Below are 21,453 nucleotides of genomic sequence, written 5' to 3' on the forward strand. Positions count from 1 at the left end.
CTATGCCAGGTGGCCCGTGTCGTTCCATGACTCGATGGCCGGCTCTCCGTAGGCCCAGCCGAGGGTGGAGAGCGAGGTCGGGTTGAGGCGGATGCGGGCGGCGAAGTCGATGCCGAGGCCCAGCCAGCGGGCGCCGATGGACCGCAGGATGTGGCCGTGCGCGAAGACCAGGACGTCGCGGTCCGCGCCGCGCGCCCAGTCCACCACCTCGTCCGCGCGGGCGGTGACCTGTGCCAGGGTCTCGCCCCGGGGGACGCCGTCGCGCCAGATGAACCAGCCGGGGCGCACGCCCTGGATCTCGGCCGGGGTCATGCCCTCGTAGGAGCCGTAGTCCCACTCCATCAGCGCGTCCCAGGTGGTGGCGCGGTCCCCGAAGCCGGCGATCTCGCAGGTCTCGCGCGCGCGAGACAGGGGGCTTGTGCGCACCTCGACGTCCGGGAGGCCGTCGAAGGGGGCGCGGTGCAGGCGCTCGCCCAGGAGCTTCGCGCCGTCGCGGCCCTCTTCGAGGAGCGGGATGTCCGTCCTGCCGGTGTGCTTCCCGGACAGGGACCACTGGGTCTGTCCGTGCCGGGCCAGCAGGATGCGCGGTGCCATGTCGAGCCTTTCCGAGCCGACGGCCTGCGGTGGGGACCATCGGCCGTCATAGAGCGAATTCTGCGGACAGACAGCTGTCCGTGCCCTCCATCATCACTCACGCGCGATGTCGCGATCATCCGTGCCCACGAGGAGCAACCCGCTCGGCGATCTCAGCGTCCTAGACAGCCGGGGACCGCCTCAGGACGGTTTCGCGTACGCCGTAGGGTGAGGCGGCGAACACCGCATGAACAAGAACGGATGGGGGACCGACCGGATGCCGCAGACCGACACTCCGGGCACCGGAGGCACGGGCGGGCTTCGGCTTCGCTGGTGGACGGAGCTGCCGCTGATCCTGCTGGTGTACGGCGCGTACTCGGCGGGCCGGCTGCTCGCGCGCGGTGACGTGTCCACCGCCGTCGATCACGGCATCGGCATCCTCCGCATCGAGCAGTTCCTGCACATCAATGCCGAGAGCCCGCTGAACCGTCTCTTCACCGACAACTCCTGGATAGGCGTCCCCGCCGACTTCTGGTACGCGTCGCTGCACTATCTGGTGACGCCGCTGATCCTCGTCTGGCTCTTCCGCAGCCGCGCGGTCCACTTCCGTGCCGCACGCGCGTGGCTGATGGTCTCCACGATGATCGGCCTGGTCGGCTTCACGCTCCTGCCGACCTGCCCGCCCCGGCTGCTGAGCGCGGGCCACGGCTTCGTCGACACCATGGCGCAGTACAGCGACTACGGCTGGTGGGGCGGCGAGGCGAGCGCCCCGCGCGGGATGGGCGGCATGACCAACCAGTACGCGGCGATGCCCAGCCTGCACGTGGGGTGGGCGCTGTGGTGCGGGGTGATGCTGTGGCGTCACGGGCGTTCGCCGCTGGCCAGGGTCGCGGCGGTGGGCTATCCGCTGATCACCACGATCGTCGTGATGGGCACCGCGAACCACTACTTCCTCGACGCCGTCGCGGGCGCCGCCGTGATGGGCGTCGGCCTGCTTCTCGTACGGCCGGTGCTGCGGCTCGCGGACCGGGTCAGGTCGAGGGTGCGGCTGCCGCTGGCGGTTGCCGGGGCCTCGTCGGGTGCGGGTGCGGTGGCCGCGTCGGGTGCGGGCACGGTGGCCTCGTCGGCTGCGGACGCCGGGGCGGGCGGGGCGGCCGTCGCGGGCGCGCCTGCGGTCTCGTACGCCCCAGAGTCCTCAATTGTCAGTGCGGGGTGCCAGACTTCGACGGGTGAGCGAATTCCCCGGCCGCGCAAGCGGCCTGCCGAGCCAGGCGCCGAGCCCAGTGCCCGACCCGCCGAAGCGGGGGACAGCACTCCGACAGCGGCTCGCTGAGCTGCGCGGCCCCGACGTCCCCGCTCAGCCGCTGGACGCCCGGGCGCTTGCGGCTCTCGCCGCCAATCCGGGGTGCCGGCGCCGGGCGCTGCTCGACGGGGCGGGCGTGGACAAGGCGAGCCTCGCGCAGTCGCTCGGCTCCCCGGCTTCCTTCGGGCAGTCGCAGTTCGCCTTCATGCGGGGCAACGCCTTCGAGGCGAAGGTCAAGGCGGACGGCGGCGCCGAGCTGCTGCGGCTCGCGCACGGCAGGCTCGGGGGCGGGCCGGAGCCGGTGGCCGGCGAGTCGTCCGTCCCGGATCTTTCCGCGGTGGGCCCCGAGGGCCGCGCGGCGCGCACCTCGCTCGCGCTGCGCGAGGCGACGTCCACGCAGGGCTGGACCCTTCTCGACCACCCGATGCTGGCGCTCGACGTCGCCGGGACCCCCGCCTTCCTGGAACCGGACGCGGTGGTGATCCACCCCGACGGCACCTGGACGGTCGTCGAGATCAAGTCCTTCCCGATGCTGGACGGTTCGGCGGACGCGGCGAAGGTGGGCGCGGCGGCGCGCCAGGCCGCGGTGTACGCCCTGGCCCTCGAGCAGGTGGCAGCGCACCTGGACCCCGCTCCCGAGGTCCGCCATCACGTGCTCCTGGTCTGCCCCAAGGACTTCTCGAACCTCCCCACCGCGTCGGCGATCGACGTACGCAAACAGCTCTCGGTGACGCGGCGCCAGCTGGCCCGCCTGACCCGCATCGAGGACATCGCGGCGGCGCTTCCGGAGGGCACCACCTTCGACGTGAACCGACCCGCCGCCGACCTGACGGCAGCGGTCGAATCGGTCCCCGCGACGTATGCCCCCGAGTGCCTGGCCGCCTGCGAACTGGCCTTCCACTGCCGGGCACGCTCCCGCGAACAGGACGCGGTCACGTCCCTGGGCCGCTCGGTACGGGGCGAACTGGGCGGCCTGACCACGGTCACCGGCGTCCTCTCCGCGGCGAACGGCACCACGGGCGACCCGTCCGACCCGGCGGTGGCGGCGTTGCGCAGAGCGGCGGCGCTGAGGCAGGAGGCGCTGGCCGTGGCGGGGGCCTTTGGCGATTACACGGCGGAGGGCACGCCATGCTGACCCTGGCACCCGCCCGCGCCCGGCGTCAGCGCCCCGCGGCAACCGCTCCCCTCCCGCCCGCCCGCACTCTCCGGGGCTTCCCGGCAACCGCTGTTCTCCCGCCCGCCCGTCGGCCGGCCCGTTCTCCGGCGCATGGGTCTTGCGGGGTAATCGGACGGGTGGGCGGGGAAAAATCGCCGCGAAGCGGCGGGGCAACCACGCACGACCCGCGCGGGAGGACGGCCTGATGTCGCTGATCGACAACCTGGCTCGCCTGGAGGCGGTAGCCACCGGCCGGGCCCAGCCGAGAGCAACGGCCCGGCACCGCCACCTCTCGCAGCGCCCCCTCGTGCTCGTCCCCCTCACCACCGCGGGCGAGGCAGGCGCCCCGCTCGGCGCGCTCGTCGGCACGGAGCGGACCTCGCCCCGCGTACTGGTCGTCCCCCAGCCCCGCGACCGCGACCTCCGCTTCACCTTCCTCTCCCAACTCGCGGACACCGTCCTGGAGTACGTGGACTCGTTCACGGCCGACATCGAAGCCGCGGAACGCAGCGAGACGGACCCGGAGACCAAGAAGCGCGTCAAGGTGGAGGTCGAACTCTGCCGGGACGCCCCGCAGCTGATCGTCCCGAGCCGCGCCGGCATCGACTTCGTACGGCTCATCGGCCGCTCCACCCGCTTCCGCCGCACCGCCGAGCAGGACCCGGAGACCCCGTATCCCGCCCCGCCCCGCGTCCCCCTCCTCGGCCGCTGGCTGACGCACTTCGGGGAGCGGGCCCGCGTGCCCGGCTCCTCGCTCCTCGTCGCCATGACCGAGCTGCTCTCCCGGCACTGGGCCACCGGCCAGAGCAGCCTCGAAGACCAGCATCTGGGCGCCCTGCTCGCCTGGATCGAAGCCTCCGAAGGCACCTCGGGAGCCGACGCCGCGCTCCGTGCCGAGCTGGCCCGGGACAAGGACGGCCAGCTGCTCTGCCCGCCCGCGGGCCCCGCCACGGACCCGGCGTTCGACAACCGCCTCCTCGCCCCGGCCATCGAGCGCTACGACCGCGCGCGCGGAGCCCTCGCCGCCGCCGAGGACGGCATCGAGGCGGACACCCGTCTCGGCGCCCTGGCCACGGCGGAGCGGGAGATCCGCTCCCTGATCGAGAGCAGGACCAGGCCCACCTGGGACGCGGTGTGGCGCGGCCTGGACGCGCTGTGCACCCTCCCCGAGGCCCCGCACGCCGAGGACCGCTGGACCCGCGACCGCTGGTCGTTCACCGGGCACCGGGACCGCGTGACGGCGGGCGAGCCCCCGCAGCCCCGTATCGACGACGCGGTGACGGCGGCGAACAAGCTCGCGGCGCGCGAGCGCGAGCAGGCCAGACTGGAGGCCCAGGAAGCGCTCGACGACCCGCTGGTGATGGCGGGCCGCCGGCTCGCGGGCGAGGCGTTCGCGGGCGAGGTGACCGAGGTGGTCATGGCGTACAGCGAGAGCAAGAGCCCGCGCCCGCGCCCCCTGGTCACGGTCCGCACGGACGACCGTCCGCACCTGGCCGAGCGGGCGAAGGTGTACCGCTCGCTGCAAGGCAAGCCGCAGACCGCCGAGTTCGTGACGTACGAGGGCGAGGGCCTGGTCGTCCTGCGCGTCCTCGACAAGATGGGCCGCGGCAAGGAGCCCGAGTCCGGCTCCGTGCCTGACAAGGGCGACCGGATCTGTTTCACGCTCTTCGAGCACGAGCAGCGCGGCGGCCCCAAGCTCCCCGACCCCGAGGAGACTCCCTGGACCCACGGCGGCCCGCCGGGCGACGCCGCCGAGCGCCCTGACCCCGTGACGACGGAGGACACCCTGTGAGTCCGACCGCCCCCTTCGACCGCGCCGCCTTCGACCCCGGCGCGGCAGCCGCCGTCGCCACGGACGCGATCCTGCACGACACGCTGCACGGCGCGCGCCGCGGTGTCGTCGTCGACTCGCCGCCCGGCGCCGGCAAGTCGACCCTCGTCGTCCGCGCGGCCCGCGAACTGGCCGCCGCGGGGCGCCCCCTGATGGTGATCGCGCAGACGAACGCACAGGTCGACGACCTGGTCCTGCGCCTCGCCGAGAAGGACCCCGAGCTGCCGGTCGGCCGTCTGCACAGCAGCGACCCGGACGCCTACGACAAGGCCCTGGACGATCTGCCCTTCGTCCGTACGTCCACGAAGGCCGCCGACCTCGCGGGGATGGACGTCGTCGTGTCGACCGCCGCGAAGTGGGCGCACGTCGAGGTCGACAAGCTCGACGGGCCCTGGCAGCACGCCATCGTGGACGAGGCGTACCAAATGCGTTCGGATGCGCTGCTCGCCGTGGCCGGGCTCTTCGAGCGGGCCCTGTTCGTGGGCGATCCCGGCCAGCTCGACCCGTTCTCGATCGTGGGCGCGGAGCAGTGGGCGGGCCTGGCGTACGACCCTTCGGCGAGCGCGGTGACGACGCTGCTCGCGCACAATCCCGAGCTGCCGCAGCACCGCCTGCCGGTGTCCTGGCGTCTTCCGGCGTCGGCGGCCCCGCTGGTCTCCGCTGCCTTCTATCCGTACACGCCCTTCCGCAGCGGCACGGATTACGGTGACCGGACGCTCGACTTCGGCGTGCCGTCGGACGGTTCGGGCCCGGACCGGGTGATCGACGAGGCGGCGGAGTCGGGCTGGGGGCTGCTGGAACTGCCCGCACGGAACACGCCGCGCACGGACCCCGAAGCCGTACGCGCGGTGGCTCAGGTCGTCCGGCGCCTCCTGGACCGGGGCGGCGCCGCGACATCGGAGCGCGACCCGGACCCCACGCCCCTGACCGCCGACCGCATCGCCGTGGGCACCGCGCACCGCGACCAGGCGGCGGCGGTGCGCGCGGCCCTCGCGGAGCTCGGCGTCGCGGACGTCACGGTGGACACCGCCAACCGGCTCCAGGGCCGCGAGTTCGACGTGACGGTGGTCCTGCACCCGCTCTCCGGCCGCCCGGACGCCACCGCGTTCCATCTGGAGACGGGCCGCCTGTGCGTCCTTGCCTCCCGCCACCGCCACGCCTGCATCGTGATCTGCCGGGCAGGCGTCAGCGAGCTGCTGGACGACCACCCCTCGACGGAGCCGGTCCAGCTGGGCGTCACGGTGAAATTCCCCGATGGGTGGGAGGCAAATCACGCGGTACTGGCCCGCCTCGCCGAACACCGGGTGGCCTGGCGACCGTAGGCGGGGCTCGCGGCCCCCGACCCCCGAACCCCCCGAATCCCAAGGCCCACGGCCCTCTTGCGCAGCAAGGGAGAATGGAAGATGGCCTTACGGCCGGACACCGTACGAGGAGGATGAACCATGGCGGAGCCCGAGCGGCACCGGACCGAGCAGCGTCTGCGCCCCGCGCCCCTGCTCTTCGAGCCCGCGGAAGCCGTCGCCGACCCGGAGCACTTCTTCGACCTGGAGTCGATGGAGGACCCGCGGGAACTGCTCGCCAGAGCCACCGAGCTGACCCACGCCTTCCGCGCCGCGACGGACCGCTCGGTCGAGTTCCAGGCGATCGCGGCCGCACAGCTCGCCGACCCCCGCCGCTTCGACCGCCTGACCCCCGCCGCGATCGCCGAACGCGCCCAGTGGACCGAGGACTACGCCAAGAAGATGGTCGAGTTCGGCCGCGACCTGCTGCGCGGGGGCGGTACGGAGGCCTGAGAGAGGCCTGAGAGAGGCCCGGGAGGAGACCCGGGGGAGGGCCGGCCACCCCCGCCACCCTCGGTTCCAGCACACGGAAGATCGCGGGGCATATGCCAGGGAGGGCAAGGTACTCCCCTGCGCACCCCGCTGTCCCGGTTTCCGGCAACTCTCGGAAAGGGAACGCTCACCGCCGGTAAATGTAGTTGCCATGAGCAGTACACGTCTCCACCCCGGCCCTGCCCCCGCCGACACCCGAAGCAGCTCCGACGTCACGATCGAGGGAGCCGCCTGGCTCGCCTCCGCGGAAACGTATCCGCGCAGCGCCCTCACCCACTGGCGCAGCCGCCCCGCCGCCCCGGCCGTACTCCCCTGCGGCTCCGTCTTCGACGTGGTGAGCGTCCCGGCGGTCTTCGGCCGCCGGATGCTGGACCGCCTCTGGGACGAGGGCCCCGGCTCCGGCCCCGTCGCCGCGCACCGCGGCCGCATGCTCCTGTTCGCCGCCCCCGGCACGGCCCAGCGCCTGCCGTCGCTCCTGGAGTGGGAGGAGTGGGGCAGCGCCGTGCCCGGCATCCTCTGCCACGGCACGGGGGACGCCGTGACGGTGCCGCCGATCACCTCGGAAACCCGGGCCCCCGCCGCCCCGGCCACGCACCTCGAATCGCGCTGGCTGGTGGCCCCCGACGCCCGGCATCCCTGGCTTCCGGGACCCGAGGTGGTGCTCTGGGCCTGCGTCCGCGCGGCCCGCGCGGCGGCGGGATCCGCGGTGCGTATATCGATTTTTCCTGGCGGCGATCAGGATGCTAAGGTCTACGACGTCAGCAGGCGCCGCTAGCTCAGTTGGTTAGAGCAGCTGACTCTTAATCAGCGGGTCCGGGGTTCGAGTCCCTGGCGGCGCACAGACAGAAAGAAGCCCCTCGCGCAAGCGAGGGGCTTCTTTCATGTCCGCGACGGCCGCGATGTCCGCGCCCGGCCCCCGGCGCGGAACGTCCCGCTCACCCCACCGACACGTTCACCGTCCACGCCCCCGTGGCCGTCCGCCCCTCCACCTCGATGCGCACGTCCTCGTCCGGCACCGTGAAGCTCTCCCCCACGCTCACCGGCGCGTCCGCGAGCGGCGGATACACCGAGTCGCTCCAGCACGCGTCCGAGTCCGGGTGGGCGTCGAGGACCTCGACCGGACCGCCCCCGGACGGCGCCTCGTTGCGTACGCGGTAGACGAGCACCCCCTCGGTGCAGGTGGCACGGTCGTTGCCCGTCGCGCCGCGCGCCTCGATGGCGAGCGCGCTGCCGCGCCCCGTGCGCACGACCGCCAGCTTGGTGCCGCCGACACCCCCGCGCGCGGGCCGCGTCGACAGCGGATCCAGGGTCAGCCGCTGGCCCCCGCTCTCCACGCACATCACCTGCCGCCGGTCCAGCCAGCCGAGCTTCCACTTGTGCCAGCCGAAGAGGTCGGGCGAGAGGCCGAACTGGCTGCCCATGACGTCCCAGTCGCCGACGTGCGTGTCCCAGTCGCCCTCGCCGTCCGTCGGCCGGTGGTAGAGGTCGGGCAGGTCGAAGACGTGGCCGGTCTCGTGGGCGAGGACGTTGCGGTCCGGCGGATGCCCCTCGAAGACCGTGACGATGCGCTTGATGTCCGTGCCGTCGGCCCGCATCGGCCGGTCGAAGTTGACGACCTTCGTCGCGTCCGAGTCGACGCCGGGCGCGTCCGGGTCGGCGATCAGATAGACGACGTCGTACCGCGAGAAGTCGACGTGCGGATCGGCGGCGGCCACCGCGTCCCGCAGATAGGCGCTGCGCCGCGCCGGGTTCCAGTCGCGCTGTATCGCGTACGAGGTGGAGTAGTCCGGCATCTCGACCCACTCGCGCTGTGCGTGCGGGCGCAGCGCGAACTTGCCGTAGGAGGCGCGGTCGAAGAACTCGCTGGTCGCGGGGAAGTAGTCGGCCGCAAGCTCCTCGGGGGCGCTGCGCGGCGGGGAGTCGGGGAAGGACAGGAAGACCATCACCGCGTCGAGGTTCCGGTTGGGGCGCTGGTAGGCGGTGTTCCAGGTGTCCAGGCCCTCCGAGTGGTGCGCCGGCGTGCGCTGGAGCGCGCAGGGCATCGCCGGGGTCTCGGCGACCGCGGGGCCCGCGACGAGCCCCGTGGCGGCGACGGCGGTCAGGGACGTGAAGGCGGCAGCCGCGCTGCGCCACCGGAGTCTCTCCCCTCCACGGGTGAGTCCCCAGGGGGGTAGCTGACGCGGCACGTCCACCTCCGGGTGCGGATTACGGGGCATCCCACCCACCCTGTGTTGATTTATTTAAATACGCCCTGTTTGTCTGACCCGGCCGGGTGACGATCGGGCATTTTGGCGCCCTCCGGTGCTCACCGAACGTCACAAGTGGTCCGGGGGCAGATTGAGACGCAAGGGAAGCGGTACAGGGGCGGGCAGAAACGATCAGCCGCCGGGCGGGTGCCAAACCCGCCCCGGACATGCGCCTGTCCTATGCCCGGCGAGGCCGCCACGCGGTACCGCCCTGTGGCTGGAAGCGCCGTCCGGCCAGCCCCTATGATCGGCACACCTTCCTGCGCGGGCCCGGCCTCGCCGAACAACTGCACTGCGGGAGCAAGTGGTGAACGGAACGTCTGAAGGCCAAGCGCCCACAGCGGTCACAGCACCCGACCTCGCCAGGGCGCCCACTACGGAGCGTCGCCGTGCGCGGCAGCGACCCGATCACCGGGCCGCCTTCGCCGCGGCCCCCCTCGCCCTGGGCGTCGTCGACGGCGAGGGCCTGCTCGTCGACGCCAATGACGCGCTCGCCGAGCTGCTCGGCGCGGCCCCGGAGGATCTGACGGGGCGCCTCGCCGCCGATCTGGTGGATCTGGCGTCGGACGCCCGCACCTGGCACGCGTACCGCGAAGTGCTCCGCGGCCGCCAGGCGAAGCTGCGCTGCACGCGGCGCCTGAAACACCCGGACGGGCACTCGCTCTGGATCCAGCTCACCGTCTCGCCGATGCCCGGCGGCCGCACGGTGCTGCTCGCGGCCACCGACATCAGCGCACGCCGCGAGCTCCAGGCCCGGCTGCGGCATCTGCAGATGCACGACCCGGTGACGCGGCTGCCCAACCGCAGCCTGTTCTTCGAACGCCTCGCCGCCGCGATCGAAGCGGGTGCGTACGACGACGCGGGCACCGGACGGATCGGCCTCTGCTATCTGGATCTCGACGGGTTCAAGGCCGTCAACGACACCCTGGGCCACCGGGTCGGCGACCGGCTGCTCGCGGCCGTCGCGGAGCGGCTCACGCGGTGCGCCGACGAGGCCGGTCACGGCAGGGCGTCGACGCCGCTGGTGGCGCGGCTCGGCGGCGACGAGTTCGCGCTGCTCGTGGAGGACTCGACGGGCACGGATCAGCTGTCCGACCTCGCGGACTCGGCGCTCAAGGCGTTGCAGGACCCCTTCGACCTTTCGGGCCAGCGGCTCTCCGTGTCGGCGTCGATCGGCGTCGTGGAACGGCGTGCCGCCGGGACCACGACCACCTGTCTGATGCAGGCCGCCGACACGACGCTGTACTGGGCGAAGTCGGACGGCAAGGCGCGCTGGACGCTCTTCGACCCCGAGCGCAACGCCCACCGGATGACGCGGCAGTCCCTGTCGAGTTCACTGCGTCCGGCCGTCGACCGCGGTGAATTCGTCCTGGACTACCAGCCGCTGGTGCGCCTGGAGGACGGCGGCGTGCGCGGGGTGGAGGCGCTGGTGCGGTGGCAGCATCCGCACTTCGGGCTGCTCACGCCGAATCGGTTCATCGGACTGGCGGAGGAGGACGGCTCGATCGTGCAGCTGGGCCGCTGGGTGCTCCGGACGGCGTGCCGTCAGGCCCGGCAGTGGCAGCTCGACCATCCGCAGCGGCCGCCGGTGTTCGTGAGCGTCAATGTCGCGGTGCGGCAGGTGTGGGACTCGGACCTGGTCGCCGACGTCGCGGAGATCCTGGCCGAGACGGGCCTGGCCCCCGAGCTGCTCCAGCTGGAGCTCACGGAGTCGGCGGTGATGGGCTCGGCGGGGCGCCCGCTCCAGGCTCTCCAGTCGCTCAGCGACATGGGGGTGCGGATCGCCATCGACGACTTCGGCACGGGGTACTCGAACCTCGCGTATCTGAGCCGGCTCCCGGTGTCCGTCCTCAAACTGGACGGTTCCTTCGTGCGCGGCTTCCAGTACGACGCCGAGGCGGGCGAGGGGCACATCAACCCCGCCGACGAGGTCATCGTCGAGGCGCTTGTGCAGCTCGCGCACCGGCTCGGCCTGACCGTCACCGCGGAGTGCGTGGAGACCACGTCCCAGGCGGCACGGCTGCGGCGGATCGGCTGCGACACCGGGCAGGGGTGGCTGTACTCCCGCCCGGTGGCGCCGGATCGTATCTCCGCGCTGCTCGCCGCGGGCTGAGGGCTACGGGGCTCCGGGCAGCCCGTAGGCGTCGGCGATCAGCTCGTACGAGCGCAGCCGTACGTCACCGCTGTGCGCGTTGGCGGTGATCATCAGCTCGTCGGCGCCGGTGCGCTTGGCGAGGTCGTCCAGGCCGGTGCGGACCTGGTCGGCGGTGCCGTGGATGACGTTGGAGTTCCAGCTGTTGACGAAGTCCCGCTCCATCTCGCTGAACGCGTACGCCTCGGCCTCTTCGGGCGTCGGGACGAGCCCCGGCTTCCCGGTGCGCAGCCGGACCATGTTCAGCGCGGCGGCGAGGACCTGGCGCCGGGCTTCGTCCTCTTCGTCGGTCGCGAGGGCGGATACGCCGATCAGGGCGTAGGGGGCGTCGAGTACGGCGGAGGGCTTGAACGACTCCCGGTAGAGGTCGAGCGCCGGGATCGTGTTCTGCGCGGAGAAGTGGTGCGCGAAGGCGAAGGGCAGTCCGAGCACTCCCGCGAGCCGGGCGCTGAACCCGGAGGAGCCGAGCAGCCACAGGGGCGGGCGGTGCGGGGACTGGACGCCGCCGGGCGAGGTGGCCTGGACGGGGCCGGGGACGGCGTGGATACGGCTGTACGGGTGGCCGTCGGGGAAGTCGTCGTCCAGGAAGCGGGTGAGCTCGGCGAGCTGCTGGGGGAAATCGTCGGCGCCTTCGTTGAGGCGGTCCGTGCGGCGCAGGGCAGCGGCGGTCGCGCCGTCCGTGCCGGGGGCGCGCCCCAGACCCAGGTCGATCCTCCCCGGAGCCATCGCCTCCAGGGTGCCGAACTGCTCGGCGATGACGAGCGGCGCGTGGTTGGGCAGCATGACGCCGCCCGAGCCCAGGCGGATCCGCTCGGTGCGGGCGGCGAGGTGGGCGAGGATGACCGCCGGGGACGAGGAGGCCACGCCCGGCATGGAGTGGTGCTCGGCCACCCAGTAGCGGTGGTAGCCCCGCCGCTCGGCAAGGCCGGCGATCTCCACGCTCTTCTTCAGGGCGTCGGTGGCGGTGCGGCCCGCCCCCACGGTCACCAGGTCGAGCACGGAGAGCGGGACCGGCGCACTGCCGTGCCGCTCGCCGCGGATGTCGTCGCTCGGGTCCACTGTCACGGGGTCCTGCCTCCTGCTGCGCGTACCGGTACTTCCGCAGCGTGAACAGGAGGCAGACTCCGCTTTATTCCCCGTCGGCACGGCCCGGCACGTCCCGGCCCGGCAGGCCTACCCCCGCGCCTGTACCACCGGCTCCTTGGTGAACAGCGCGCCCAGTGACGGCGCGTTCACCCGGCGGGCGGCCAGCCGCAGGCCCTCCCAGACCGTGACCTGGTTCGCCGTCAGGACCGGCTTGCCCAGCTCCTGCTCCAGGTCGTGGACGTACGCCGCCGTATGCAGTGCGGTGTCCGGAAGCAGCAGGGCCTGGGCGTCGGGGTGGTCGCCCGCGCGGGCCATGGCGCTGACCTCGTCCCAGCCCCACGTGCCGACCTCCGCGGCCGTGATGATGCCGCTCCCCTGCGTCGACACGACCTCGGTCCCGGACGCCTTCAGGAACGTGGCGAAGAGCCCGGCCACGTCCTCCGGATACGTCGCGGCGACCGCGACCCTGCTCGCGCCCACCTCCTGCACCGCATGGGCGAAGGCGAACGACGTACTGGACGCGGGCAGCCCCGCCGACCGGGCAAGCGTGCGGACCTGGTCGTGCGCCCCCTCCCAGCCGAAGACGAAGCTCGCGCTGGTGCAGGCCCACACCACGGCCTCCGCGCCGGCCAGGCGGAGCTCCTCGACCCCGGCGGCGAGCCGTTGTGGTGATCCCATCTCCAGGAGCGCGTCGACCCGGTGGGCGTCCTCACCGATGTCGGTGTGGACGACCTGCAGTCGGACGTCGCTCCCCAGCATCTGCTCCATGCGGGGGTAGTCGTCCTCAGCCGAGTGACCCGGATAGAGGAAACCAAGTGCGGTCACTTCCAGCCTCCTTCAAGGCAGCGGTGGTGGTCCTTCGGGCAGACCCTCGGACAGGCCCTGCGGCGGGTCGACCGGCAGCACACCGGGCAAGGAGCCCGGCCCGGTGACCGGGCCCGCACCCGGCCTGGCACTGGGATTGATCAGCGCCTGGTAGGGCCCTACGGCATGGGTACCCAGACGGCGCAGCGCCGACCACATCGTCACCTGGTTCGCGGAGATCACCGGCATCCGCAGCTCGGCCTCCAGCTGCGGAATGACGTCGTAGGTCGCGAGGTTGGTGCAGCTGATGAACAGGGCGTCGGCCCCGCCGAGGACCGCCCTGCGCGCCATGTCCGCCACGTCCTTGTACGGCACTTTCCAGATGTGCCGGGTCAGGCCCAGATAGGCGCGGCCGGTGACGGACACACCGGATTCGGCCAGATACTCCTCCAGGGACTGGGTGACCGACCAGGTGTAGGGCGTGACGAGCGCGATGCGCCGCGCGCCCAGATCGTCGAGCGCTTCGAGCAGCGCGCCCGAGGTGGTGACCGAGGAGACCGCGCCCTCGCGGCGCATGGCCTCGCACATCGCCCGCTCGCCGGCGATGCCGCCGACGAAGCTGCCCGACGTACAGGCATAGGCGAGGACTTCGGGTTCGGCGGCGCTCAGGGCACGTACCGCCTCGGCGAGCGTTTCGTGCTCGCTGACGAGTCGTGCCAGGTCAAGGCTTACTTCGACGGGCACGTACGGCGTGCGTGTCAGGTGCAGGGAGACCTCGTCCGGCACCCAGCGCCAGAGCTCCCTGTCGAGTGCGAAGTCGAATGGTGCGACGACACCTACACCGCGTTGAGGGTGCGGTCCGCCAAGGAAAGAGACGTCCATGAGCAGGCCCCAAATTCGTGCGTGCGTGCATGTGAGGGACCGGCCGGGGGCCGGGAGATGAGCGGAACCGGCGACGCGCCGGGACGTCGGGATGGGGCAAAAGGCGCGAAGAGAGCGCTACAGAGTGTGCTAAGACCTCGTACGGAGCGTACTCAGCCTCGGGGTGCTTGTGATAGAGCACCTCTGTTGACGAAGGTAGTTTCAGGTGCGAGCGTGGTCAATCCGCGCATCTCAGACGGCTCTGGCCGACACAAAACTCAGGGAAGCGGACTCTCATTGCGAAACGGTTTCTCCCAGATGTCCGAATCAAGCTCTGATCCGATGTCCGAAACAACCGTTCTGGTCCTTGACGCCCCGTCCCCCGCTCCGCCGCCGCGCCTGGGCAGCCTCACCGGACGCGCCCGGATCCTGCACGCGGACGCGGACACCCTTTCGGCCCAACTCCCCCGGGCCGACGTACTCCTGGTGTGGGACTTCCTCTCGGGCGCGGTGCGTGACGCCTGGCCCGGCGAGGGACCCAGGCCCCGCTGGGTGCACACCGCGAGCGCGGGCGTGGACCGCCTGATGTGCCCCGATCTCGTCGAGTCCGACACGCTGGTCACGAACGCCCGCGGCGTCTTCGACCAGCCGATCGCCGAGTACGTGGCCGCGCTGGTCCTCGCCATGGCCAAGGACCTGCCGCGCACCCTGCGGCTCCAGGAGGCGCGCACCTGGCAGCACCGCGAGACCCAGCGGATCGCCCGCACGCGCGCGTGCGTCGTGGGTTCGGGACCGATCGGACACGCCATCGTCCGCATGCTCAAAGGCCTCGGGATCATCACTGCCCTGGTGGGGCGCAGCGCTCGCAACGGCGTGCACGGCCCCGACGAACTCGACCGGCTCATGGCGCGCGCCGACTGGGTGGTCTGCGCGGCGCCCCTCACGGACGACACGCGCGGCATGTTCGACGAGCGGCGCTTCGGCATGATGCAGCCCTCGGCGCGCTTCATCAACATCGGGCGCGGCGCGCTCGTCGTGGAGGACGCTCTCGCCGCCGCCCTGTCGAAGCGTTGGATCGCGGGGGCGGCGCTCGATGTCTTCGAGCACGAGCCCCTGCCGGACGACAGCCCCCTGTGGACGGCGCCCGGCCTTCTCGTGTCGCCGCACATGAGCGGGGACGTGGTGGGCTGGCGCGACGAACTGGGCGCGCAGTTCGTGGAGTTGTACGAGGAGTGGGCGGCCGGACGGCCCCTGTCGAACGTGGTGGACAAGAAACGCGGGTATGTCCCCGGGAATTGATCCCTCCCCGGATCTCCCGCCCTTCTCCCGCCCCCTCACCCCTGAAGCGAGCCTCTTCCCTCCCCCCTGAGGAGCGTGCATGACCGAGCTCACTGATCTCACCGCGGTACAACTCGTCGAGGCCTATCGCAAGGGCGAATTCAGTCCGGTGGACGTGACACGGGCGGCGCTGCGCAGGGCCGAAGAGGTGCAGCCCGTGGTGAACGCCTTCGTGCGCATCGACGGCGACGAGGCGCTCGCGCAGGCCGGGGCGAGCGCCGAGCGGTGGCGGCGCGGTGAGCCGAGCGGTCTGGTGGACGGGGTGCCGGTCTCGGTCAAGGACATCCTGCTGCAGCGCGGCGGACCGACGCTGCGGGGGTCCAGGACGGCGCGCACGGAGGGCCCGTGGGAGGAGGACGCGCCGTCGGTGGCGCGGCTGCGCGAGCACGGCGCGGTCTTCATCGGCAAGACGACGACGCCCGAGTTCGGCTGGAAGGGCGTCACGGACAGCCCGCAGAGCGGGATCACGCGCAATCCGTACGACCCTTCGCGCACCGCGGGCGGTTCGAGCGGCGGCAGCGCGGCCGCCGTGGCCCTCGGCGCGGCGCCGGTGTCGCTGGGCACGGACGGCGGCGGCTCGGTGCGCATCCCCGGCTCCTTCTGCGGCATCTTCGCGCTGAAGCCGACGTACGGGAGGGTACCGCTCTACCCCGCGTCCGCGTTCGGCACGCTCGCACACGTCGGCCCGATGACGCGGGACGCGGCGGACGCGGCGCTCCTGATGGACGTCATCAGCGGCCCCGACCCGCGCGACTGGTCGGGGCTCGCCCCGGCGGCCGACAGCTTCCGCGCGGGTATCGAAGGCGGCGTACGCGGCCTGCGCATCGCGTACTCGCCCTCGCTCGGCGGTCAGGTCGCGGTGCGGCCCGCGGTCGCCGCGTCGGTGCGGCAGGCGGTGGAGTCACTCGCGGCGCAGGGGGCGTACGTCGAGGAGACCGACCCGGACTTCACGGACCCGGTGGAGGCCTTCCACACGCTGTGGTTCAGCGGCGCCGCGCGCGTGATCCAGCATCTGCCGCCGGACCGCAGGGCGTTGCTCGACCCCGGTCTGCGGGAGGTCTGTGCGCAGGGCGCCCGGGCCAGCGCGCTCGACTACCTTGCCGCAGTTGACGTACGCATGGAGCTCGGCCGTCGCATGGGCGCCTTCCATCAGACGTACGACCTCCTGATCACTCCGACCTTGCCGATCACCGCTTTCGAGGCTGGAGCGGAGGTACCGAAAGGTTCCGGCCATCGTCGGTGGACGGGATGGACGCCGTTCACGTACCCCTTCAACATGACGCAGCAGCCGGCCGCGACCGTCCCCTGCGGGGTGGATCGCGACGGGCTGCCCATCGGGGTGCAGATCGTGGGGGCGCGGCACGCCGACGCGCTCGTCCTGCGGGCCGCGCACGCGCTGTACGAAGCGGGCAGCGCGACGATCGCGCCGCCCGCCGCCGTCTGAGGCTCCGGGCTCCCTCTACGCCCGGCGGAAATTCAGCGTCTCGCCCTGCGCGCCGGCGCGCCACAGGTCGTTGCAGGCCTCGGCCATCCGGTCGAGGCCGTCGACGACCTGTCCCCAGACGATGCCGGGGACCCAGCCGACGTCTCCGTTGAGCAGCAGGTTGTTGCGTTCGTAGAAGAGGGCGAGGTCCACGACCGTGGCACCCGCCTTGACGTCGGCGGCCGGTTCGTACCCATAGGCCTGTGTGCCCAGCTGTGTCCCGTTGAACGAGAAATAGCAGAGGTCGCCGGGAATGGGGGTGACCGTCGGATTCTCCAGGGGCGGCTCCCGGTCCGCGAAAGCCGGGAAAAGGGCGTAGATCTCATTGCGGGCGTACTTCGCGTGATAGACGTCTTCGCCCAGCGGAAGCGCCTCCCACACCGCCGCGCAAGTCAGCGGCGCCCGGTCGTCGAGCAGTTTTGCCGTGCACGTAACTCCCCGCTTCGCGAGGGAGACTTCGATGAATCGGTCTGCCATGTGTCCCATGCTCCTCCCTGGGTCAAGACCACAACGATTGCATCGGGGGCCGAAATTGGCCCGCATATTCGGCATCGTTTCGGGTAGCCGCGCGCCCATGGCTCCACCACATGAGAACAACGAGGGATTCACAGGCAGCAGGCTCCGCCGCCGCTCCCTGCTCGCAGGAGCAGCGGCGCTCGGAGCTCTCGGGGCTGCGGGGTGCGTGAAGGTTCCGGAGGAGGGGAAGGTCGAGGGCGGGGATCTGCTGAGCAAGCTCCGCGACAAGGGGACCGTGAGGATCGGCGTGGCGGGCGAGCTCCCGTTCGGCTACATCGACAAGCAGGGCGAGGTCACCGGGGAGGCGCCGGAGATCGCCAAGGTGATCTTCCCGAGGCTCGGCGTGCCGAACGTCCAGGCCGTCCCGACCGAGTTCGGCGCGCTGATCCCGGGGCTCACCCAGGCGCAGCAGTTCGACGTCGTGTCGGCGGGCATGTACATCAGCCCGGTGCGCTGCGCGGAGGTCCTCTTCTCCGATCCCGACTACCTGATGCTCGATGCCTTCATCGTGAAGAAGGGCAATCCGCACGGGATCAAGCGGTACGAGGACATCGTCAAGAAGAAGCTCAAGCTGGCCAGCGGCACCGCGTACGCCGAGATCGGCTACGCCGAGGCCGCGGGGGTGAAGGACATCCTCATCCTGCCGGACCCGGTGGCGGGCCTCGCCGCGGTCGAACAGGGCCGGGTCGACGCCTTCGCGGGCACCGCCATCACCACCCGTGACGTGGTGAAGGGCAGCAAGCGGGCCGAGGTGACCGAGGCCTTCCAGCCCGAGGTGGACGGCAAGCCCGCCTACGGCGCGGGCGGTTTCGCCTTCCGCCTCTCCGAGAAGAACCTCCGCGACGCCTTCAACAAAGAGCTGCACAAGATGAAGGACAGCGGCGAGCTGCTGCGGGTCGTCGGCCAGTTCGGCTTCACCAAGACCGAGATGACCAAGCTGACGCTCGAAGACCTGTGCCCGCCCGTGAAGGGAGCCTCCTGATGATGACGTGGGACTTCATCACTGCCTGGTTCCTGCCCGGTCTGTGGATCACCGTGCAGATCACGGTCTACAGCGCGGCCCTGGCCTTCGTCATCGCCTTCCCGATCGGCGTGCTGCGTACGTCGCCGCTCTGGATCGTGCGGTTCCTGGCCGGGACCTACTTCGAGATATTCCGTGGCACGTCGGCCCTGGTCTTCATGTTCTGGATGGCCTTCACGGTGCCGATGCTGTTCGGCTTCAGCTTCCTGCCGATGGCCGCCGGTGTGCTGGCCCTCGGGATGACGTACGGGGCCTACGGCTCCGAGATCGTGCGCGGCGCTCTCGCGGCCGTGCCGGTGGCGCAGCGCGAGGCGGGGGTTGCGCTGAACTTCACCAAGGCGCAGCGTCTGCGCAAGATCGAGATCCCGCAGGCCTGGCCCGAGATGCTGCCTCCCTTCAACAACCTGTTGATCGAGCTGCTCAAGGGCACGTCCCTGGTCTCCCTCATCGCGGTGGCCGACATGACCTTCGCGGGCAACCTGTGGCGGCTCGTGACCGCCGAGAGCGCGCCGGTCTACACCGTGCTCCTGGTGGTCTACTTCATCCTCGCCTTCCTCCTGACGCGCGGTATGCGGCTCCTGGAGCGGCACGCGAAGGCGCGGATCGGCCAGGCGCCCGAGAAGCTCGGTCTCTTCAGCGGACTGCGGGCCAAGACGCCTGCCGATGCCGTGATCACGGTCGGGGGTAACAAGTGAACTGGGACTGGTCCAACGTCGAAGACTTCATGCCGAAGTTCTGGGACGGGGTGCTCGTCACCCTCCAGGCACTGGGCTGGGGCACCCTGATCGCGTTCTCCCTGGGTCTGGTCTGGGCGATCGCACAGCGCTCCGACCAGGCGTGGATCCGCTGGCCGGTGACGGCGGTCACCGAGTTCATCCGGAACACTCCGCTGCTCGTGCAGCTGTTCTTCCTGTTCACCGTCGTCCCCGAGTTCGGCCCCACGATGTCGCCGCTCACCACGGGCATCGTCGGCCTCGGCCTGCACTACTCGACGTACACCGCCGAGGTGTACCGCGCGGGTATCGACGGCGTTCCCGTCGGCCAGTGGGAGGCGGCCACCGCGCTCAGCCTGCCCAAGCGCCGCACCTGGACCGCGATCATCCTGCCGCAGGCCATCCGCCGCGTGATCCCCGCACTGGGCAACTACGTGGTGTCGATGCTCAAGGACTCCCCGCAGATCGCCGCCATCGGCGCCCTGGACATGCTGGGCGAGGCCAAGGGATTCACCCAGGCGACCTTCACCTACGAGGCCATCAGCGTCGTCGGCGTCGCCTTCATCGTCATTGCCTACCCGGCTTCCGTTCTTCTCCGAGTCTTGGAGCGTCGTCTTGTCCGCTGACAGCAGCACCTCGAAGGAAACAGTCAATCCCACGGTGGACGGCAGCGAGCTGATCCGCTTCGACAAGGTCACCAAGCGCTTCGGCAGCCATGTCGTCCTGGACGAGCTCGACTTCTCCGTGGCGTCGGGCAAGCACGTCACGCTCATCGGCCCCTCCGGATCCGGCAAGACGACGATCCTGCGGCTCCTGATGACCCTGATGAAGCCCGAAGAGGGCACGATCAAGGTCGGCGGCGAGTACCTCACGCACGAGACGAAGAACGGCAAGCTCGTGCCGGCGAGCGAGAAGTACATCCGCGAGGTCCGCAAGAACATCGGGATGGTCTTCCAGCAGTTCAACCTCTTCCCGAACATGAAGGTCCTGCGCAACATCACCGAGGCGCCGGTCCAGGTGCTCGGCCTGGGCAAGGACGAGGCCGACCAGCGGGCCCGCGAGCTGCTCGAACTGGTCGGGCTCACCGAGCACATCGACAAGTACCCGAGCCAGCTCTCCGGCGGTCAGCAGCAGCGCGTGGCCATCGCGCGCGCCCTGGCGATGCGCCCGCAGGTACTGCTCCTGGACGAGGTCACGTCCGCGCTCGACCCCGAGCTGGTGGCCGGTGTCCTCGACGTCCTGCGGGACATCGCGCACACCACGGACATCACCATGCTCTGCGTGACCCACGAGATGAACTTCGCGCGTGACATCTCGGACCAGGTCCTGATGTTCGACTCGGGCCGGGTCATCGAGGCCGGGACCCCGGAGAAGATCTTCACCGAGCCCGAGCACGAGCGGACGAGGGAGTTCCTCAGCGCGGTCCTGTGACCGCGGACCGTCATCACCCGCAATGACCCGCCGGTGATCCGCCGACGATCCGCCGATGGCCCGCACGAGAGCCCGGGTGATGACGCTGGCATATGCCAGAGTGGCGCGTTCCTGCTGACAGAGCCGGGAGCGCGCCACATTCTCGTCAACATCCGCTCCTCACCGGCCTCTTGGCGGCTATCGTGGACGGAGCCCAGCTGTCCGGAACCGTTCCACGCAGGGGGATGCCGTGGCGCTGAAGCACGAGCCGACCACGCCGCAGCACTCGGTGCAGAGCGCCCTGAGAGTGCTCGACATCGTCGCCCGGCACGACACCGGCGTCACCGAAACCGAACTCGCACGGGAGACCAAGCTCCCCGCACCCCGCCTCGCCGCCCTGCTGCGCATGCTCCGCCGCGAGGCGTACGTCGACCGGGCCGCCGACGGCGCCTATGTGACCGGACGCTCCCTCAACCGTCTCGGCGCCGCCGAGGGCCGCGAGCAGGCACTGCGGGACAAGCTCAAGGTGACGCTCGACGGGCTGCGCGACACGATCGGCGCGGCCGTCTACATCAGCCGGTACGAAGACGGCGAAATCAAGATCACCGACTTCGCGGACGGCCCCCGCACGCCGAAGGTCAACGAATGGGTGGACTTCCGCTCCTCCGCGCACGCCAGCGCGGTCGGCAAGAGCCTGCTGACCCAGCTCGACCTGAACGGCCGCAGGGACCACCTCTCGCGCCACAAGATGGCCCGCCTCACCTCGCGGACGATCACGAACGAGCGGGTCCTCCTGAACCGCCTCGCCGCCCAGCCCGCCACGGTCCCCGTCCTCGACCTCCAGGAGTACGCGGTCGGCACGGTCTGCGCCGCCGTCCCCATCACCGCGGGCGCCGCGGCAGGCTGCCTGGCGCTCTCCCTGCCGCTGGAGCACGCGCACCGGCTGCGGGAGGCGGCCAGGACGCTCAATCGCGAGGCGGCGCCGGTGCTGCTCTCCCTCGCGATCTAGGGGCTCGTCCGGGGGCTGCGGGCAGCGGTTCTGAGCACCCCCCGGGACCAGGTATTATTTTCGAGTCAGCAGGCGCCGCTAGCTCAGTTGGTTAGAGCAGCTGACTCTTAATCAGCGGG

General features: G+C 71.3%; 20 protein-coding genes and 1 tRNA gene. 15 read left to right on the forward strand and 6 right to left on the reverse strand.

The window, feature by feature from the left end; genetic code table 11:
- Positions 1-594 carry a histidine phosphatase family protein gene (locus ACQKIP_RS05925; RefSeq protein ID WP_365857512.1) on the reverse strand — a complete coding sequence of 198 codons (594 nt, stop codon included), beginning with the start codon at positions 592-594 and terminating at the stop codon, positions 1-3.
- 256 nt (positions 595-850) lie between these two features.
- Between ACQKIP_RS05925 and ACQKIP_RS05930 the strand changes: the two genes are divergently transcribed.
- The 7 genes from ACQKIP_RS05930 (at position 851) to ACQKIP_RS05960 (ending at position 7,534) form a co-directional block, all read left to right on the forward strand.
- Positions 851-1,906, forward strand: coding sequence for a phosphatase PAP2 family protein (locus tag ACQKIP_RS05930; RefSeq protein WP_365858009.1), 1,056 nt, complete (start codon positions 851-853; stop codon positions 1,904-1,906).
- Positions 1,857-3,011: a hypothetical protein gene (locus tag ACQKIP_RS05935; protein ID WP_365858007.1), complete on the forward strand. Its 1,155-nt coding sequence runs from the start codon at positions 1,857-1,859 to the stop codon at positions 3,009-3,011. The genes ACQKIP_RS05930 and ACQKIP_RS05935 overlap by 50 nt, the downstream gene beginning before the upstream one ends.
- A gap of 226 nt (positions 3,012-3,237) precedes the next feature.
- Entirely contained in the window at positions 3,238-4,824 is a 1,587-nt protein-coding gene (locus tag ACQKIP_RS05940; protein WP_365857510.1) for a hypothetical protein, read from the forward strand.
- On the forward strand, positions 4,821-6,185 hold the full coding sequence (locus ACQKIP_RS05945) for an AAA domain-containing protein (protein ID WP_365857508.1): 1,365 nt from the start codon (positions 4,821-4,823) through the stop codon (positions 6,183-6,185). The genes ACQKIP_RS05940 and ACQKIP_RS05945 overlap by 4 nt, the downstream gene beginning before the upstream one ends.
- A 120-nt stretch (positions 6,186-6,305) precedes the next feature.
- Positions 6,306-6,656, forward strand: a complete 351-nt coding sequence (locus tag ACQKIP_RS05950) for a hypothetical protein (protein WP_365857506.1) — start codon at positions 6,306-6,308, stop codon at positions 6,654-6,656.
- 190 nt (positions 6,657-6,846) lie between these two features.
- The gene (locus ACQKIP_RS05955; RefSeq protein ID WP_365857504.1) at positions 6,847-7,470 is read left to right on the forward strand and encodes a bifunctional DNA primase/polymerase; all 624 of its coding nucleotides are present in this window, start codon (positions 6,847-6,849) and stop codon (positions 7,468-7,470) included.
- Positions 7,461-7,534: transfer RNA gene (locus ACQKIP_RS05960), tRNA-Lys, on the forward strand. Before ACQKIP_RS05955 ends, ACQKIP_RS05960 begins: the two co-directional genes overlap by 10 nt.
- Before the next feature lie 96 nt (positions 7,535-7,630).
- On the opposite strand, the gene ACQKIP_RS05965 is transcribed toward ACQKIP_RS05960, so the two are convergent.
- Positions 7,631-8,911: a M6 family metalloprotease domain-containing protein gene (locus tag ACQKIP_RS05965; protein ID WP_365857502.1), complete on the reverse strand. Its 1,281-nt coding sequence runs from the start codon at positions 8,909-8,911 to the stop codon at positions 7,631-7,633.
- Between the two features lie 337 nt (positions 8,912-9,248).
- Here ACQKIP_RS05965 and ACQKIP_RS05970 point away from each other — a divergent pair, with 337 nt between their 5' ends.
- Entirely contained in the window at positions 9,249-11,054 is a 1,806-nt protein-coding gene (locus ACQKIP_RS05970; RefSeq protein WP_365857500.1) for a putative bifunctional diguanylate cyclase/phosphodiesterase, read from the forward strand.
- Between the two features lie 3 nt (positions 11,055-11,057).
- Here ACQKIP_RS05970 and ACQKIP_RS05975 read toward each other — a convergent pair whose 3' ends face one another.
- The 3 genes from ACQKIP_RS05975 to ACQKIP_RS05985 form a co-directional block, all read right to left on the reverse strand.
- Positions 11,058-12,158, reverse strand: a complete 1,101-nt coding sequence (locus ACQKIP_RS05975; RefSeq protein WP_365857498.1) for an LLM class flavin-dependent oxidoreductase — start codon at positions 12,156-12,158, stop codon at positions 11,058-11,060.
- A gap of 108 nt (positions 12,159-12,266) precedes the next feature.
- On the reverse strand, positions 12,267-13,004 hold the full coding sequence (locus ACQKIP_RS05980) for a maleate cis-trans isomerase family protein (RefSeq protein ID WP_365857496.1): 738 nt from the start codon (positions 13,002-13,004) through the stop codon (positions 12,267-12,269).
- Between the two features lie 12 nt (positions 13,005-13,016).
- Positions 13,017-13,865 carry a maleate cis-trans isomerase family protein gene (locus ACQKIP_RS05985; protein ID WP_365857494.1) on the reverse strand — a complete coding sequence of 283 codons (849 nt, stop codon included), beginning with the start codon at positions 13,863-13,865 and terminating at the stop codon, positions 13,017-13,019.
- A 321-nt stretch (positions 13,866-14,186) separates the two neighbouring features.
- On the opposite strand from ACQKIP_RS05985, the gene ACQKIP_RS05990 reads away from it, so the two are divergent.
- Both ACQKIP_RS05990 and ACQKIP_RS05995 read left to right on the forward strand, forming a co-directional pair.
- Positions 14,187-15,143: a D-2-hydroxyacid dehydrogenase gene (locus ACQKIP_RS05990; RefSeq protein ID WP_365857491.1), complete on the forward strand. Its 957-nt coding sequence runs from the start codon at positions 14,187-14,189 to the stop codon at positions 15,141-15,143.
- Between the two features lie 79 nt (positions 15,144-15,222).
- Positions 15,223-16,626, forward strand: a complete 1,404-nt coding sequence (locus ACQKIP_RS05995; RefSeq protein ID WP_365857489.1) for an amidase — start codon at positions 15,223-15,225, stop codon at positions 16,624-16,626.
- A gap of 15 nt (positions 16,627-16,641) precedes the next feature.
- Here the strand turns inward: ACQKIP_RS05995 and ACQKIP_RS06000 are convergent, their stop codons facing one another.
- Positions 16,642-17,142, reverse strand: a complete 501-nt coding sequence (locus ACQKIP_RS06000) for a DUF3830 family protein (protein WP_361186465.1) — start codon at positions 17,140-17,142, stop codon at positions 16,642-16,644.
- 97 nt (positions 17,143-17,239) lie between these two features.
- On the opposite strand from ACQKIP_RS06000, the gene ehuB reads away from it, so the two are divergent.
- From ehuB to ACQKIP_RS06025, 5 genes are all read left to right on the forward strand, one after another.
- Positions 17,240-18,163 (forward strand): ectoine/hydroxyectoine ABC transporter substrate-binding protein EhuB, encoded by a 924-nt coding sequence (gene ehuB, locus ACQKIP_RS06005; RefSeq protein ID WP_365857487.1) that lies wholly within the window; start codon positions 17,240-17,242, stop codon positions 18,161-18,163.
- The gene (ehuC, locus tag ACQKIP_RS06010) at positions 18,163-18,897 is read left to right on the forward strand and encodes an ectoine/hydroxyectoine ABC transporter permease subunit EhuC (RefSeq protein WP_365857485.1); all 735 of its coding nucleotides are present in this window, start codon (positions 18,163-18,165) and stop codon (positions 18,895-18,897) included. The genes ehuB and ehuC overlap by 1 nt, the downstream gene beginning before the upstream one ends.
- Positions 18,894-19,541 (forward strand): ectoine/hydroxyectoine ABC transporter permease subunit EhuD, encoded by a 648-nt coding sequence (gene ehuD / locus ACQKIP_RS06015; protein ID WP_365857483.1) that lies wholly within the window; start codon positions 18,894-18,896, stop codon positions 19,539-19,541. The genes ehuC and ehuD overlap by 4 nt, the downstream gene beginning before the upstream one ends.
- A gap of 34 nt (positions 19,542-19,575) precedes the next feature.
- On the forward strand, positions 19,576-20,346 hold the full coding sequence (gene ehuA, locus ACQKIP_RS06020; RefSeq protein WP_427742289.1) for an ectoine/hydroxyectoine ABC transporter ATP-binding protein EhuA: 771 nt from the start codon (positions 19,576-19,578) through the stop codon (positions 20,344-20,346).
- A gap of 229 nt (positions 20,347-20,575) precedes the next feature.
- Positions 20,576-21,334, forward strand: a complete 759-nt coding sequence (locus ACQKIP_RS06025) for an IclR family transcriptional regulator (protein ID WP_365857479.1) — start codon at positions 20,576-20,578, stop codon at positions 21,332-21,334.
- Positions 21,335-21,453: the final 119 nt, after the last annotated feature.

The organism is Streptomyces sp. NPDC059900, from assembly GCF_050270335.1.
Lineage (GTDB): Bacteria > Actinomycetota > Actinomycetes > Streptomycetales > Streptomycetaceae > Streptomyces.

Excerpts from the sequence above, each read along its gene's own strand:
- ACQKIP_RS05925 (WP_365857512.1), bottom strand. The coding sequence starts at position 594 with ATGGCACCGCGCATCCTGCTGGCCCGGCACGGACAGACCCAGTGGTCC.
- ACQKIP_RS05930 (WP_365858009.1), top strand. The coding sequence starts at position 851 with ATGCCGCAGACCGACACTCCGGGCACCGGAGGCACGGGCGGGCTTCGG.
- ACQKIP_RS05940 (WP_365857510.1), top strand. The coding sequence starts at position 3,238 with ATGTCGCTGATCGACAACCTGGCTCGCCTGGAGGCGGTAGCCACCGGC.
- ACQKIP_RS05950 (WP_365857506.1), top strand. The coding sequence starts at position 6,306 with ATGGCGGAGCCCGAGCGGCACCGGACCGAGCAGCGTCTGCGCCCCGCG.
- ACQKIP_RS05955 (WP_365857504.1), top strand. The coding sequence starts at position 6,847 with ATGAGCAGTACACGTCTCCACCCCGGCCCTGCCCCCGCCGACACCCGA.
- ACQKIP_RS05965 (WP_365857502.1), bottom strand. The coding sequence starts at position 8,911 with ATGCCCCGTAATCCGCACCCGGAGGTGGACGTGCCGCGTCAGCTACCC.
- ACQKIP_RS05985 (WP_365857494.1), bottom strand. The coding sequence starts at position 13,865 with ATGGACGTCTCTTTCCTTGGCGGACCGCACCCTCAACGCGGTGTAGGT.
- ACQKIP_RS05990 (WP_365857491.1), top strand. The coding sequence starts at position 14,187 with ATGTCCGAAACAACCGTTCTGGTCCTTGACGCCCCGTCCCCCGCTCCG.
- ACQKIP_RS05995 (WP_365857489.1), top strand. The coding sequence starts at position 15,223 with ATGACCGAGCTCACTGATCTCACCGCGGTACAACTCGTCGAGGCCTAT.
- ACQKIP_RS06000 (WP_361186465.1), bottom strand. The coding sequence starts at position 17,142 with ATGGCAGACCGATTCATCGAAGTCTCCCTCGCGAAGCGGGGAGTTACG.
- ehuB (WP_365857487.1), top strand. The coding sequence starts at position 17,240 with ATGGCTCCACCACATGAGAACAACGAGGGATTCACAGGCAGCAGGCTC.
- ehuC (WP_365857485.1), top strand. The coding sequence starts at position 18,163 with ATGATGACGTGGGACTTCATCACTGCCTGGTTCCTGCCCGGTCTGTGG.